15 protein-coding genes are annotated in these 15696 nt (G+C 53.2%); 1 reads left to right on the top strand and 14 read right to left on the bottom strand.

Annotated features, from left to right (window positions below):
- Positions 1-105 precede the first annotated feature (105 nt).
- From pgsA to uxaC, 14 genes are all read right to left on the bottom strand, one after another.
- Entirely contained in the window at positions 106-693 is a 588-nt protein-coding gene (pgsA, locus tag BBD41_RS25230; RefSeq protein WP_077567061.1) for a CDP-diacylglycerol--glycerol-3-phosphate 3-phosphatidyltransferase, read from the bottom strand.
- 259 nt (positions 694-952) lie between these two features.
- Positions 953-1444 (bottom strand): YajQ family cyclic di-GMP-binding protein, encoded by a 492-nt coding sequence (locus tag BBD41_RS25225; RefSeq protein ID WP_028405592.1) that lies wholly within the window; start codon positions 1442-1444, stop codon positions 953-955.
- Between the two features lie 161 nt (positions 1445-1605).
- Positions 1606-1779 (bottom strand): hypothetical protein, encoded by a 174-nt coding sequence (locus tag BBD41_RS30060; RefSeq protein ID WP_167392993.1) that lies wholly within the window; start codon positions 1777-1779, stop codon positions 1606-1608.
- An 85-nt stretch (positions 1780-1864) separates the two neighbouring features.
- A complete protein-coding gene (locus BBD41_RS25220) occupies positions 1865-2854 on the bottom strand; it encodes a helix-turn-helix domain-containing protein (RefSeq protein ID WP_077567062.1) in 990 nt (329 codons plus the stop codon).
- A gap of 44 nt (positions 2855-2898) precedes the next feature.
- Positions 2899-3666, bottom strand: a complete 768-nt coding sequence (locus tag BBD41_RS25215; RefSeq protein ID WP_077567063.1) for a DUF3388 domain-containing protein — start codon at positions 3664-3666, stop codon at positions 2899-2901.
- A gap of 201 nt (positions 3667-3867) precedes the next feature.
- A complete protein-coding gene (locus BBD41_RS25210) occupies positions 3868-4122 on the bottom strand; it encodes a DUF3243 domain-containing protein (protein WP_077567064.1) in 255 nt (84 codons plus the stop codon).
- Between the two features lie 106 nt (positions 4123-4228).
- A complete protein-coding gene (gene ymfI, locus BBD41_RS25205) occupies positions 4229-4996 on the bottom strand; it encodes an elongation factor P 5-aminopentanone reductase (protein WP_077569027.1) in 768 nt (255 codons plus the stop codon).
- 3 nt (positions 4997-4999) lie between these two features.
- Positions 5000-6280, bottom strand: coding sequence for an EF-P 5-aminopentanol modification-associated protein YfmH (gene yfmH / locus BBD41_RS25200; protein ID WP_099479308.1), 1281 nt, complete (start codon positions 6278-6280; stop codon positions 5000-5002).
- Between the two features lie 3 nt (positions 6281-6283).
- Positions 6284-7564 carry an EF-P 5-aminopentanol modification-associated protein YfmF gene (gene yfmF / locus BBD41_RS25195; protein ID WP_099479306.1) on the bottom strand — a complete coding sequence of 427 codons (1281 nt, stop codon included), beginning with the start codon at positions 7562-7564 and terminating at the stop codon, positions 6284-6286.
- A 125-nt stretch (positions 7565-7689) separates the two neighbouring features.
- Positions 7690-8517, bottom strand: coding sequence for a spore cortex-lytic enzyme (gene sleB, locus BBD41_RS25190; protein ID WP_099479304.1), 828 nt, complete (start codon positions 8515-8517; stop codon positions 7690-7692).
- A 238-nt stretch (positions 8518-8755) separates the two neighbouring features.
- On the bottom strand, positions 8756-9877 hold the full coding sequence (locus tag BBD41_RS25185) for a glycoside hydrolase family 88/105 protein (protein ID WP_099479301.1): 1122 nt from the start codon (positions 9875-9877) through the stop codon (positions 8756-8758).
- A gap of 183 nt (positions 9878-10060) precedes the next feature.
- A complete protein-coding gene (locus tag BBD41_RS25180; RefSeq protein WP_099479299.1) occupies positions 10061-11584 on the bottom strand; it encodes a UxaA family hydrolase in 1524 nt (507 codons plus the stop codon).
- Positions 11581-13098: a tagaturonate reductase gene (locus BBD41_RS25175; RefSeq protein WP_099479297.1), complete on the bottom strand. Its 1518-nt coding sequence runs from the start codon at positions 13096-13098 to the stop codon at positions 11581-11583. The genes BBD41_RS25180 and BBD41_RS25175 overlap by 4 nt, the downstream gene beginning before the upstream one ends.
- A gap of 2 nt (positions 13099-13100) precedes the next feature.
- Positions 13101-14528, bottom strand: a complete 1428-nt coding sequence (gene uxaC, locus BBD41_RS25170; RefSeq protein ID WP_099479295.1) for a glucuronate isomerase — start codon at positions 14526-14528, stop codon at positions 13101-13103.
- A gap of 182 nt (positions 14529-14710) precedes the next feature.
- On the opposite strand from uxaC, the gene BBD41_RS25165 reads away from it, so the two are divergent.
- Positions 14711-15568 carry a helix-turn-helix transcriptional regulator gene (locus BBD41_RS25165; protein ID WP_099479293.1) on the top strand — a complete coding sequence of 286 codons (858 nt, stop codon included), beginning with the start codon at positions 14711-14713 and terminating at the stop codon, positions 15566-15568.
- Positions 15569-15696: the final 128 nt, after the last annotated feature.

Raw genomic sequence — 15696 nt, 5'->3', positions numbered from 1 at the left:
ATAGCCCCTCCTGTACTCTTCTATGTTTAGTCTCGAAATGATAACTCGAGCGGTGCCGGCCATGGAGCGTGGAAGAAAAAAGCAATAGGATTGCTCCTATTGCTGTTATGCTCCTGCGCCGTCAAGCAGATGTCTGTTCTTGACAAAGTATTCGATTCCCGAATAAATCGTAATGGCCGCAGCAGCCCAGATCGCAATGATATCGAATGGGATGCCGAGGAACACAAACGGAAAGTTGTTGATCAGGAGCGCAACGATCGCCACAATCTGAATGACGGTCTTGATCTTGCCGGATTGTCCGGCAGCGACGACCGCGCCGTCAAGAAGAGCAATCTGGCGCAAACCGGTAACCGCAAACTCTCTGCTGATAATGACAACCGCAATCCAGGAATCGCATTTGCCCATCTCCACTAAGGAAATGAGGATCGCCGCCACGAGCAGCTTGTCGGCCAGCGGATCCAGCAGCTTTCCGAGATTCGTAACCATGTTGTTCTTCCGGGCCAAATACCCGTCAATGCCGTCCGTGCTTGCAGCAAGGATGAAGATCAGCGCCGCGATCAGCTGATTGTACGGCAGCTCGAAGCCGTGCCAAGCAATCGGATCCGGATAAAAACCAAAATCCACCAGCAAAAATACCATCATGATAGGGATCAAGCATATACGGGCAAGCGTGATTCGGTTGGGTAAATTCATAGGGCAACCTCCCTTGCATCGGGTTGTCTTGAAATTTCAGCAGCCCCACAAAGGGCTGAGCGGATCTCTTGCGGCAAGGCCGCCCCTCCCAAGGGCCAAAAAGGTCTGAAGCGCTGAACGCTTTCCGTCATATTCATCCCCCAGTAATCTATGTATACGTTAATTCTTATATATCGTTTTTTAGTATAATCTTTCCGATTACGGCCTGTCAAAAGAACAAACTGCAAGCCGGCAGGAATGCAGATGAAACGTCCATAGATTATTTGAAGTTGGTGAATTGCAGGTCGAGCGGCAGATCCGCTTTGCGCAGCAGCTGCATGATCGTCTGAAGATCATCCTTGCTCTTTCCGGTTACCCGGATTTGGTCCCCCTGAATCTGGCTTTTGACCTTGAGCTTGGAATCCCGGATAAGAATATTGATCTTCTTGGCGTTCTCCTGATCGATCCCCTGCTTCAGGGCCAGCCGCTGTCTGACCGTACCCATGGAAGCCGGCTCGATTTTGCCGTATTCGACGTTCTTGATCGACAAGCCGCGCTTGATCATCTTCGTCTGCAGAATATCGATGACCGCATTCAGCTTGTACTCATCGTCGGACGTGATGATCAGGGCGTCCTTCTCGAGCTTCAGGCTGCTCTTGCTCCCCTTGAAATCAAAACGGTTCTCGATTTCCCGTTCAGCCTGATTAACCGCATTGTTCAGTTCCTGCATATCCATCTTGGATACGATATCAAATGAATTTTCCGAAGCCATGGTGAATCCTTCCTCCTTGCATTATGCTGCTTCTATTATAGGTAAAACGAGGCCGCAAGTCTAATCCCGAATGACATATACGGAGGGCAGCAGCTCCACTTTTCGGGAACGAAAAAGACCCCGTTGTCCGCCGGGCCGGCGAACACGAAGCCCATCCTACGTCAATGTCTTGATTTCGGCTCACGCATCGGGCGGCGGAACATGCTCAGAATTCCGAGCAGGATCAACGCCAGTCCAAAGCCTAAAATACCGTATCCCCAGTCGCCTGGAATCAAATAATATCCCAAGAGACTGATAATTACGCCTAATCCGAACACGATCCAGTTGACCGTCATACCACATCACCTCATTGGACAGGAAGTGAATAACAGCATGTTTATTCAAACATGCCGTTAGTATCATTTCCTTGAAGCAATGCAATTATTCAGTAGCGGCTTCAGCCGGCTCCAGAATGATGCGGGACGTCGTCTTGCCGTCGGTCACCGTCTGCCCGCCTACCTTGATCGTCGTTGCGGTCGAGTTGCCGGACTTCACGTACATGCCTTGACTGTCGAGATCATAGCTGATCGCAGCGCCGTTCTCCAGCATCCCGAAAAACAGCTTCTCCCCGGACGAATTTTTTCCGCGGTATACTTCCACCCAGCTCTGGGCGTTGCTGCCTGCAACAAGCTCGACCTTCACATTCGATCCGGTTACCTTGAAGATGGTGCTCTTGCCTTCGGTCCGATCCTGCGTTACCGTCGTTTGACCTGGAACCGCATCATCCGGATTATCCGTAGTCGTGCCATCCGTACCATCGGTGCTGTCCGTGTTATCGGTGCCTTCGGTGCCGTCAGCAGGATCCGTACCGTCTGTACCGTCCGTGCCGTCCGTCCCTTCGCCGTTCGTGTCACCGCCGGTTTCGCCTGTCGTCGTTCCGTTGCCCTTGGCGCCTCCGCCATCACCCTGCGTTTGAGTCGGCTGTTGCTGGCCCTGATCCGTCTGCGTCTGGTCATTCTGGCTGACCGGAGGCGCGTCCGTTTTATTGGAATGGGTCGCAACCAGATAGATCACCACGACGATCAGGATGGGAAACGTCCACATCAGCAGGGTCGGCAGCCATTTCATATTCCGTTCGCCTGCAGGCCGGCTGGCGCGTTTCTGGATCACCGGCTCCATCGTCGGCTCCGCTTCCGTTTTAGGAACATCCTGTTTATGACCTTCCAGCAGCTCCTCCGGGTTGATGCCCACGGCTTCCGCATAGGTTTTGATGAATGCCCGCACGTAAAAACTGCCGGGAAGTACTTTGTAATCCCCTGCCTCGATGGCTTCCAAGTATCGTTTGCGTATTTTTGTCATTTCCTGCACGTCATCAAGGCTCATCCCTTTTTGCAGACGCGCCTCCCTCAATTGCTGTCCCAGTTCGGACATGCCATCACCTCCTACTTAGAATACTATGTAGTCCGAAGAACATATTATAAATCGTCACTATATGAACCTGTGAACGTATCGTAAACGATTTCCTCGTCCGGATTGTTTCGCAATTCAATAATAATGTCAAAATCATCATAAGAATATTCCGATTCGCGAACGAAAATATCCGGATGCTCGATCACCTTGGTGCTTTCCATGCCCATAATGTCCTGGAGCAGCTGATAATGACGTTCATTCGAGCGGATCGTGCTGACGATGCCGTCGATGATAAACACGTTATTCGGATTCATTTCATCCTCGGAAAGCTGACTTCGGATCGTCTGCCGCAGCAGGGTTGACGAAACAAAGGTCCAACGCTTCATCGCGCAGACGCTGCCCGCAATAATAGACTCCGTTTTGCCGACGCGCGGCATCCCCCGAAGTCCCACCACCTGATTTCCTTCCCTTTTGAACATTTCACCCAAAAAGTCAACAAGTAAACCGAGCTCATCGCGCGTAAAACGGAATGTTTTACGATCGTCCGAGTCCCGGTCAATGTATCGTCCATGCCGGACAGCCAAAATATCCACCAGCTTGGGAGGTCTTAAGGCTGTTACCGTAATATTCGCAACCTTATTTAACATTTTACCCATGAGGATGATTTTTTCTTCATCATCGGTCTCAAGGAGCATACCGCGAGTACGGCCTTCCACGCCGTTGATCGTCAGAATGTTCACTTCCAGCATGCCGAGCACGGAGGCGATATCGCCAAGGAGGCCCGGCCGGTTTTTATGTATTTTATACTCCATGTACCACTGATTCGATTCCACAAAGACACCTCTTTGCACTTCTTTTCCATCTATATTCGACAATTCTCCTGTATTTTCCACAAAAAACAAGTCAAATGATTAATGGGTCACGTTAATGATATATAAAATAAAAATGAAAGGCAAGTATTAACGGTGACATGAAAATTACATTCTTTTATCTTGACAAAAAGCCCCTTGTCAAGGGGGCTTTTTGCAAGCGTATTAGGCGTTGTGTTTGGCCAATTTCACCATCAGGCGGGCGATCACGCGGCGCTCTTCTTCGCTGCCGACGTCCCACAATTCCTTGATCGCACGGTTCGAAGCATTCTGTGGGTCGATCTTCTCATCGAGAAAGTCGCCGATTTCATACGCCAGCTGTGAAATGGTGTCTTCGGTCATGCCGGCTTTTTCCGCTTGCACGACACGCTCGCCCAGGAATTTCTTCCAGGAATCAAAGTTCTTGATTACGGATGACATGATGAAATCCTCCTTTTGGTTGTGGCAATTGAGATTGAAGTAACCAATAGTAATATGTCCCCGTAATCAAACCCTTATAAGTGGTGAATTACACCACGATTGCCGCCTACGTCACCCATCCGCCGTTCGGGCTGATCACTTGACCGGTTATATAACCCGATTCGGGCAGCGCCAGAAAATATACGAGCGATGAGATTTCATCCGGATGCGCCAACCGGCCGGCCGGAATTTCCTCTTCGAGCATCCGAATCTCGTCGGAGGCCAAATGCCCCAGCATCGACGTATCCACCGCTCCGGGCGCAACGGCATTAACCGTGACTCCCGAAGGGGCAAGCTCCTTCGCCAGCGCCTTCGTAAACGCATTGACGCCGCCTTTGCTCGTGGAATACAGCACCTCGCACGAGGCCCCGGACAGTCCCCAGACGGAGGACACATTGATGATTCTCCCGAACCGTTGGGAGATCATCCGGCCCATGAATGCCTGGGTGCACAGAAACATGCCTTTTAAATTTATGGACATGAGGGTATCCCAATCGGCTTCGGTAACGTCGGACAACAGCCCGTAGTGGGATACCCCGGCATTGTTAACCAGAATATCGGGCTCCATGCCGTGGCTCTGGAGCTTTTCCTTCATTCGCATAATCTGCTCTTTGTCGCGCAGGTCCGCCGATACCGTAAGCACCCGCGCGCCATGCTCAAGGCATCGCCTCGCCACTTCATTCGCCGCTTCATGCGAATTCATATAGTGGATGATCACATTCATCCGAACCGACGCGAAGCGCTCGGCAATCGCCGCTCCGATTCCCCTGCTGGCGCCTGTCACAAGCACCGTCATCTCCCCGATCGGCTTCATTTCCTTTCCCATGCCTGTCATCACCTACGGACTCACCACAATCGAGACAGCCAGCTGATTCCAGTCGACGTGCTCCTGAAGGCGGCGGTTTACTTCTTCAAGCGTGATCGATTCATAGACCGGCAGCACTTTAAACAGGTCGGCACCGCGGAACTGATAGCGCGTAAATTCATGCGCAATGTTCTCAGGGGAATTGAGCATGCGGAGGTAACCGCCCATTTTTTTCTTGCGCGCCCGTTCGAAATCATCCTCCCGGAATCCGCTGGCCTTCAGCTTGTCGACTTCTTCGCGGATGCGGGCCAGCAGGGCGTCCGGATCCTTCGTATCCCCGCCGACCGCGGAGAACGCATACTCCGGCGAGCTGTTGTATTCATGTCCGAAGCTGTCCGAGATCAGATCGTCTTCATACAGCTTCTGATAAAGCTCGGTGCTCGCCCCGAACAGAAGGTCCAGCATCAGCTTGGTGGTCAAATCCCGGCGCAGCTGGTCTTCTCCAGACAAGCCCGTCTCCTTCTCCTTGAAGCCGAACAGGCACTTCGGCAGCGATACCGCAAGCCGGCTCTCGCGGCGCTTCTCGGCAACCTCCGTCGGCTCGGGATCGAAAATGCGCTCAATCGCTCCCTGCTGTTCATAAGTCTTCCGCGCTTGGTTGCTGCGGATCAAATTCATCGTTTCTTCGGGGTCCACCCCGCCGACCACGAACAGCAGCATATTGCTTGGATGATAGAACGCGTTGTAACAGGTGTACAAATCCTCCTTCGTGATCGTTCCGATGGACTCCACCGTTCCGGCGATATCGATATGAACGGGATGCACCTTATACATTGCCTCGATCAGCCCGAAATACACGCGCCAATCCGGGTTATCCTGGTACATATTGATTTCCTGCCCGATAATCCCCTTCTCCTTCTCGACGTTCTGGTCCGTAAAATAGGGGTTCTGAACGAAATCGATCAAGGTTTCCAGGTTTTCGTGGATGTGATCCGTAGCCGAGAATAGATACACGGTCTGGTCGAAACTGGTAAAGGCGTTGGCGGAGGCTCCGTTGGAAGCGAATTTCGCAAAAATATCGCCTTCGGGCTCCTCAAACATTTTGTGCTCGAGAAAATGCGCGATCCCATCCGGCACCCGAACCTCGGCCTCGCCCTCCACCTTGAAGTGATTGTCCACCGAACCGTATTTGGTTGCGAAGGTCGCATAGGTTTTCTGGAATCCGGGCTTCGGCAGCACATAGACGCGCAGCCCGTTATCCATCACCTCGTAATACAGCGTCTCCTGCAGGTTGTCATAATGAATGCGTTCCACGGGCTATTCCTCCTTTTGGCCTTTCAGGAAGTAAATCGTGTCCAATGAAAATGCGGAGGCCGCCTGCTTCACATCATCCGCGGACATGCGATCCACCTGATCGAGAAGCTCATCCGGCGTGCGCTCCTTGCCGGACAGCTGGCGGTTGAAATCGTAGGCGATCATCTCGAAGGCCGAATCCTGCATTTCCTTGATGACATTCCGGATCATGGCCTTCGTCTGGGACATCTCGATATCCGTAATGGCACCCTGTGCCATATCATCCAGTTGTTTCCGAATGATATCCACCGCTTTATCGAAATTCTGAACTTCAATGCCGGACTGTATCGTGGCGATGCCCTTATGTCCGTCATAGCGGGAAGAGGCGTAATATGCTAGGCTGGCCTTCTCGCGCACGTTGACGAACAGCTTCGAATGCGGATATCCGCCCAGAATGCCGTTATATAAAAGCGCAGCGGCATACTCGTCATCCCCGTACGTTATGGTGCTGCGGAGCCCCATGTTCAGCTTGCCCTGGTTAATGTCCAGCTGCTCGATGACGGTTTGGGTATCTCTAGCCGCTGCGCGCGTAACCGAAGGCTTGTAATCCTTGGTCTTCGTGCGGTCCAGCTTGAAGTGCTCCTCCACGAGCTTCTTCACTTCATCCAGGCTGGTATCGCCAACGACGTACAGGTCCAGCACCGATTCATCCAGCCATTTCCGGTAGGCCTGATAAAGCCCCTCCGGCGTAATTCCTTCGAGATCCTTGCGTTCTCCCAGCGGATGGAGGCGATACGGCTCATCCTTGCACATCACCTCGATGCAGCGCTCGGCAGCATAGCGGATTTTATCATTCACGATGGATTCAAGCTTCTTCCTTACGGTATCGCGCTCGGTCTGCACGTACGCTTTGCGGAAGGCGCCGTTCTCGAGCACCGGATCCGTAAAGGCCTCGCCTAAAAATGCAAACGAAGAAGAAAGCAGGCTCTCCGGACTGTTTACGAACGAATCATTAATCGTGTCCATCCGGAAGTGAACGATCTGATAATCGCCCCGTTTATATATATCGAAGCCAAAGCCGGCTCCGTACAGCTGCTCAAGGCGCTCCCGGAACGCTCTCGTCTCGGGATAGGATACGGTCCCCCGGCGCAGCACGAACGGTGTCAGCGCGGTCGTTGTGACGGTATCTTCGGCTAAAGGGCTTCCGGCGTAAAGCGATATCGCAAATGTCTTGAATCGGCGTGTAGGCAGCACGTGGATCCGCATTCCTCCGGCTGTGCCGTGTTCAAATTCGGTTTTCGTCAAGGTCCTTATCCCCTTACTTCGTGGATTGTCATTACCATAATTTACTCATCATTTATCGTTCATTCTAACCCATTGCAAAGTGAAGAAGCAACCGAAGACAAGTCCCCGGTTGCTTGTAAAACGGCTTACATACAGAAGATATGCTGTCCGATGGTCTTGACCTGAGGCCGTGTCCAGATCCAAGGCGATGTCGCCGTTTTCGGGTTAAAGTAATAGAGACAGCCGCCGGTCGGATCCCACCCGTTGATGGCCTGGATGACCGCTTTTCTGGCATTTTCGTTCGGCTCGAGCCAAATTTGCCCGTCTGCGACGGCCGTAAATGCCCGCGGCTGAAAAATAACCCCGTGCGGCGTATTCGGGAAGCTTGGCGACTTTACCCGGTTTAAAATAACCGCTGCCACGGCGACCTGGCCCTCGAATGGCTCGCCCCGGGCTTCTCCATAAACCGCGTTGGCCATGATCTTAATGTCATTCTCAGATAATCCCATCGTATTCGATGAGGCCAGGTTGTTGTCTCCCCCGCCGCCAGCATTGCCTGCATTGCCTGCATTTCCTCCGCCGCCGGCTCCGGCGCCGCCGCCCCCTTCATGAAGCTTCGGCTCGGTCGGCTTGAAATCCTTCGTCGCATTGTACAGCTTCAGCTTCACCTTCGGTCCGACGATGCCGTCAACCTTCATCCCGAATTCGGATTGGAACCATTTCACAGCTCCCAATGTTTTGGAGCCGAATACGCTGTCGATTTTCCCGTAATAGAAGCCCAAATGCTTTAGACGGCCCTGCAGCTCATATACATCCTCGCCATAGGAACCGAATTTGATCGTTTGCTGGCTGAAAGTGGGTATCGCATCCTGTACTGCCGGATTGTCGTCTGCATGAAGGGTGCCTTGCGCGAATACCGTTCCTGATAACAGAAGCGCCGTGCTTATCATAATCAAGATTCTCGAGTTTTTCATGCTGCTCTACCTTTCTCTTATGGTTTAACAAGCCTCGCTAACGTATATTATGACAAGCCTGCCATGTTCCTATGCACCTGATGAGCCTAGAGCACGTTGCAGAATCCGTGTGAGGAACGGTTCGCGCAGCCGGCGGCATTAAGCGAAAAAAAGGGGCCCGTAAGATCAGATGATCTTCACGGACACCCCTTTTGTACCGCAAATATTTGGCATATCGCAAATCTTGGAACTATTGCAATTAAACATGCAGCGATTCGCTTTGATCCAGCTCAACGCAAGCCATCACAAGCGCGCCTACCCCGTGAAGGTCATTCTCGCAGCGGTCCCTCTGCACGTAATGCCGGTAATCGCCTACACCGGTCCCGATACATATATCAGGCATGATTAGCTGGCCTCGTTCATTGTAGTATACCGCATCGACCAATCCCTGGTAACCCCGCCGTGCATGCTCCAGGAACGAAGGCTCCAGATGGCCGAGCCGCACGCCCTTCGCCAGCGTGTATACAAAGAGGCTTGAGCAGGACGTCTCCAGCCAATTATCCGGCTCCTCTCCTTTATCCAGCACCTGATACCACATTCCGGTCGCCCGATCCTGGCAGGCCACGAGAGCGCTGCATAAGTCGCGCAGCACCGGGACAAGCGCAGCGCTTCCCGCATGGTCTTCAGGAAGCATATCAAGAAATTCGACAAGCGATAGCGCATACCATCCCACGGAACGCCCCCAATATTCGGGGGATTGGCCTGTGGCCGGATCGGCCCACGGCATATGCCTGCTCTCGTCCCATGCATGATAATACAGGCCGCTTGCCTCATTCCGCGTATTTTTACGCATCAGCTGCTCCTGGTTCAGCACTTCATCGTACAAATACGGCTGTCCGTATTGCTGCCCGTATTTCATCGTAAACACGCCGCCCATGTACAGCCCGTCAAGCCACATCTGGTAAGGATACCGGTCCTTATGCCAATATCCCCCCTCGGTCGTCCGGTTTAAGGCGGACTGCAGGCGCAGCAGCTTATCCGCCGCTGCCCTGTATTTTCGCTCGGGCTTGATCGCATCCAGCTCCAGCAGCAGCAAGCCGGCCTGAACGGAATCCAGCTCGCCGCGCTCCAGCAGCACATTCCCGTTCGTATCGACCAGATGATCGACATAGCCTTTAATATATTCTAAATATCGCGGTTCTCCGCATCTTTTCCAGAGCTGGAACATTCCCGTCAGAAACACGCCTTGGTGATAGTGCCATCTCCCGGCAGGCGGGAGCTCCTCAGGGGAGAAGGTCTCCATGATGGAACGGCAGGCCTCGATGCCAAGCCGGAGTGGTGTTATGTCTGCAGGCGCTTTTTGCTGCGTATGATTAGACATCTTAACTTCCTCCTTTAAGAGGTTGTTCAAAAAAGTCATCTTGGATCATGAAGTGAATCCAAGTGACCCGGCATCGACTCTTGAAAATCAGCCGGGCTGATGCATAAGCTTCATTGCTGATAAACCGACTTTTTGAACTCGCTCTTTAAATGATCTGCTTGAGCTGAACATCAGAACATCGGTTTACAGGATAACGCCATCCTTGAAGATGGAGATTTCCCGGAAGCCGCCAATTTCATTATGTGTCTGCCGCACGCCCGAAGCCAGCTGGAGAATCTGGTCGGCCAATGCCTCCTCCAGCTCCTCCATACGGGCCCCTTCCACCAATGTTCCCGCATTGAAATCGATCCAGTGGGGCTTACGGGCGGCGAGCTCCGAATTCGTCGATATTTTGACCGTTGGCACAGGCCCGCCGAACGGCGTTCCTCTGCCCGTCGTGAAGAGCACGAGATGCGCTCCTGCCGCTGCAAGCGCCGTAACGGACACCAAGTCATTGCCTGGAGCCTGAATCAGGTTCAATCCCGGGCGGCTTGACCTTTCGCCATATGGCAGGACTGCCGAAACGATGGCCGTTCCCCCCTTCTGCGTGCATCCCAGCGATTTTTCCTCCAACGTGGTTATGCCGCCGTCTTTGTTACCGGGCGAAGGATTTTCATAGATTTGCTGGCCATGGGAAATGAAGTACTGCTTGAAATCATTAATGAGCGACGTTATCTCTTGGAATACCTGCTCATTTTCCGCCCGTTCCATCAGGATCGTCTCCGCGCCGAACATTTCGGGCACTTCCGTCAGCAGCGCAGTCCCTCCAGCAGCCGTTACCCAATCCGCGATCCGGCCGGCAAGGGGATTCGCGGTAATGCCGGAAAGCCCGTCGGAACCGCCGCATTTAAGACCGATCTTCAGCAGCGACAGCGGAAGCTCGGAACGTTGATAGCCCTCTGCATAACGGACAAGCTCCTCGATCATCGCCAGCCCGGATGCAAGCTCGTCTTCTACATCCTGCGCACGCAGATACCGGACTCTGTCCGGCTCGTCTTCACCGATCAACGCCTTCATCTGGTCAATTTGATTGTTCTCGCAGCCAAGTCCGACGATCAGCACCCCTGCGGCATTGCCGTGCCGCGCCAAGGAAGCAAGAAGGCGCTGGGTATGGGCCAGATCGTCCCCGAGCTGGGAACAACCGTACGGATGCGGGAAATGGTAAACCCCGTCAATTCCCCTTCCGCGAAACTGCTGGTCTGCCAGCCGGGCGAGCTGCTCGCAGGTTTTATTGATGCAGCCGACGGTATTAATGATCCATATTTCGTTGCGGATGCCGGCCTCGCCATTCCTGCGCAAATAGCCCTGGAATGTCCGCTCTCCATCAGCCGGATTGCCCGCCGCAGCGAAGGACGGAGCGGTCGCACTGCCCGGCGTGTATTGGTACTCGACCTCGCCGGCAAGTCCCGTCTTTAAATTATGCGTATGGACCCACGCACCCGGTAAAATCAGCTGCGATGCCTTGCCGATGGAATAGCCGAATTTCATGACCGAGCGGTCTTTCTCAATGACCCGCAGCGCCACTTTATGGCCCTTCGGCACATCCTCGGCTAACTCGATGGCATGCTCTTTTCCATTGATCGTGACTGCGGCGTGTGCTCCTGCCTTTAAAGGGCGGAGCGCAACGCCTACATCATCTTTGGGGTGAAGGATGATTATATCGGTCATGATTGCTTACGCTCCATTTCCTGAAGATTTCGATGCACACTCTCTACCAGTCCCGGAAAATCGTTCAGCTTCTCGCCCCACAGCAGCTCCGAGCCCAAGATGGCGTTCACCCGCTCGAGCCGGCTCCATTCCCCGCGGAGCTCCTTCTGCCACACGTCATGGAGAAACGCTAGTGCGTCCGGATCGTCCCGAAGCGGCACAGGCTTCCCATCCAAACGGGTCCCATGCCACTGATCTTCCATCCTATACGGCTGATAGAGCCTGATTAGCGAAGACAGCGTCAGGGTGATTACGTCAGGGAGCTTGCCGTACTGATCCGCATAGCTCTTCAGGCCGGGGAGCAGTCGCACTTTGAATTTTGATACGCTGTTCATGGCAATGTCGCCCAGCTTGTGCCGGATAAAAGGGTTAAGAAACCGCTCCCAAACCGCATCGGCATACCGTCTCGCAGATTCTGAAGGCAGCGGAACCAGCGGGACGATTTCGTTCAGCATGGCTTCCCGAATCCGCGTTCCCCATACCGGGTGCTCTGCCGCCTCCCTGACCTCGGCCAAGCCGTGAAGCAGGCCGATCAGCGCCATTAATGTATGGGTTCCGTTCAGAATCCGCACCTTGCGGATCTGATACGGGGTCAAGTCCGGTACCCATTCCACCTGCAGTCCCGCCGCTTTCAGCGGGAGCCTCTCGTCCAGGGAAGGATCCCCTTCAATCGCCCAGAAGTAATAGGGCTCTGCCGTATTAAGCAGCCGGTCTTCAAAGCCCCACTCGCGAAAATATTCCGGCGCATTGTCGGGATATCCCGTCACGATTCGGTCGACCAGCGAATTCAGAAACCGATTGCATTCCTCTACCCATTTCCTAAATGCGTCAGATAGTCCCCAATCGTCCGCATGCCGGAGCACAATCGCCTTCAAGGCGTCCCCGTTCCGCTCCAGCAGCTCGCACGGGACGATCATCAGGCCCTTATCGGCATCCCCTTGGAAATGCTCAAACCGGCGATTCAGAAGCAAGGTCAGCTTCCCCGGATAAGTGGCCGGCGGCTCGGCAGGATTCCAGGGGATCTCCTCGTAGCGGATTCCAGCCTCGGTCGTATTGGACACGATGAGATCTAGCTCCGGGTTTTCGGCCATCGACAGGAACGTCTCCCATTCCGAATAAGGGTCGATGAACCGTGAAAATATGGAAATCAGCTGCCGCTCTTCGATTTCATGTCCGTTCTGAATCCCTTTGGTCAGCAGCCCATAAATGCCGTCCTGCTCGCGAAGCTGGTCCAGCTTGCGCTTTCCCCCCGGTCTCGGCTGGCTGACGGCCACACTGCCCCGGAACAATCCCTGCCGGTTGCACTCAAACAGCATCCAATCGATAAACCCTCTCAAAAAATTGCCTTCTCCGATCTGCAATGCTCTCACGGGATAGCTGCTGGCATCCGCTCCTGGCATCAGCTTCCCTGCCTCCTGCCGCTCCAGCGTATGGCGGTTAAGCAGCGGAAGCGTATCCTCACGCATCGTATCCATCGTCATGCTCCTTCTTTCGTCTGTCCGAATCGGAAGTAGGCCTCTGCATTGTAATAGCAAATATCCTCGACGATCCCGCCCAACCATGGCAGATCTGCCGGGGCTTCGCCTTTCGTGACCCAGTCTCCGATGAGATCGCACAGCACCCGCCGGAAGTATTCATGGCGCGTATAGGACAGGAAGCTTCTGGAATCCGTCAGCATGCCGACGAAGCGGCTGAGCAGCCCCATATTGCCGAGTTTGCTCATCTGTTCGATCATGCCGTCCTTCGTATCGTTGAACCACCAGGCTGATCCAAACTGAATTTTCCCGGCAATTCCATCTCCCTGAAAGCTCCCGATGAGCGCAGCAAGGATATCATTGTCTCTAGGATTCAACGAATACAGAATCGTTCTTGGGAGCGCTTGTTCCTGATCCAATCGGTCCAATAACCGGACCAGCGGCTCGGCAATCAGTCCGTCGTGTATCGAATCATATCCGGTATCCGGACCGAGCTGCCGGAACATCCGGGTGTTGTTGTTCCGATGTGCGTTAATATGAAATTGCATCACCCAGCCCAGCTTGGCGTACATCCGGCCCAGCTCAAGCAGCGTTGCGGTCTTGAACTGCTCTTCTTCTTCACGGGAAACCGCACGCCCTTCAAGCGCTTTCATAAAGATGTCGGCAACTTGACGCTCCGTTGCTTCACGGTATGGCACGAAGTCCAGCGCATGATCCGATACCCGTCCGCCAACCGAATGGAAAAACTGAACCCGGTCCTGCAGCGCCTCCAAAAATTCAGTGTAGCTGCTGATGTCTTTCCCGCACCGCTCCGAAAGCTGCTTCAACCAATCCGTGAAGGTCGAACGATTGATTTCAAGCGCCTTGTCCGGTCGGAAGGACGGCAGCATCTGAAACCGGCTTTCTCCCTCATCCGCAAGCTTGATATGGTATTCCAGGGAATCCGCCGGATCATCCGTCGTGCAGACCACCTTTACCCCGCATGATGCAATGAGCCCCCGTGTGGTGAAATCATCCTCCTCTAAACGCGCATTGGCCGCTTCCCAAATACGCGGCGCGTTATGCTCATTAATGATCTCCTGGATCCCGAACAGCCGCCGCAGCTCCAGATGGGACCAATGGAATAACGGATTGCCGAGAGTTTTGGGAACCGTCTTCGTCCAGGCCAGGAAACGGTCATAGTCCTGTACGCCTTCTCCTCCGGTTATAAAGGCTTCATCTATGCCGTTGGCCCGCATGGCCCGCCATTTGTAGTGATCTCCGTTGATCCATGCCTCGGTCAGATTGCCGAACCGGTGATTGTCATAAATCATTTGCGGATTTAAATGACAGTGGTAGTCGATGATCGGCATGTTCTTCGCAAAATTATGGTATAAATTCTGGGCCGTCTCACTGTTCAACAAAAAATGATCATCCATAAATGCCTTCATTGGGTTCACCTGCCATCTCTTTAGATTACTTCTAATCATACGGCATCATCGGTTGTATATCTTCACGTTTATTGCTTATTTCGCTTAAAAATCAACCGATCTTGCTTTTTTATTCCCCGACTGCCTGATAGAATAAAATTAACTTGAGGTTGACCCCGAATAACGAAAGGAGGCACCGCTAAATGCAAGCTGATCATCACAGCGTCTCATTCGGCAACGAAGAAGAGGAATTTTACTATCATCGCATTCATCGAAAGCGGCCCTTCGAGCGGAATAACCACTACCACGGAACCTACGAAATTTATTATCTGATATCCGGTGAACGCAGCTATTTCATTAAAGAAAAGCTGTATTCGATTCAAGCCGGGGATCTGACCCTGATCAACAAATTCGACGTCCATAAAACATCCGGCCAAGGCGATCCCGAGCATGAGCGCATCGTCATCAATTTCAGCGACTCCTTTCTCGGCAGCGGTCACCCGTTCCTGCCCGCCGGGTTGCTGTCGATGTTCGATCAGGATCAGCCCGTACTGCGTCTGCGTCCTTCCGAGCAAGACAGCGTTATGCATATTCTGGACAGCATGGCTGCCGAAATCTTGAACCGGTCTCCGGCCTTCGAGCATATGCTCCGCCTGCAGCTGACAGAACTGTTGATCAAGGCGAACCGCTTGTCCGCTTCCGCCATAGAGCCTGCCTCACCGTCCTTGAACCCGCTGCACCAGAAAATTACGGATGTCGTCCAATATATCAACAGCCATTATCCGCTCAAAATCACGCTCAAACAGCTGTCCGACACCTTTTACATCAGTCCGTTCTATCTCAGCCGGATATTCAAGGAAATCACCGGCTTCACAATCGTCAATTATATTCAGCTGACGCGGATCCGGGAGGCCCAGCGGCTGCTGCTCAGCACGGATTTGCGGATCGTCGATATTGCGGAGACTGTCGGATTTGAAAGCCTGACCCATTTTGACCGCACATTCAAAAAAATGACCAGCATGACCGCAAGCCGATACCGCAAATTGAACAGCCAGCAGTAAAACTATTTGTTGGGCTGCTGGGCTCCTTATGCATCCGCGATGTTTCTTTTAGTTCATCCCTTAAAGACAAAAATCCGGAAAGCGCATTTCTTCATACGTAAGAAACGCTCTTTCCGGACCGAAATGGG

Origin of the sequence: Paenibacillus ihbetae (genome assembly GCF_002741055.1) — a bacterium.
Lineage (GTDB): Bacteria > Bacillota > Bacilli > Paenibacillales > Paenibacillaceae > Paenibacillus_AQ > Paenibacillus_AQ ihbetae.
The sequence above is the reverse complement of the archived record's forward strand: the minus strand, read 5'-3'. Positions and strand labels throughout refer to the sequence as shown.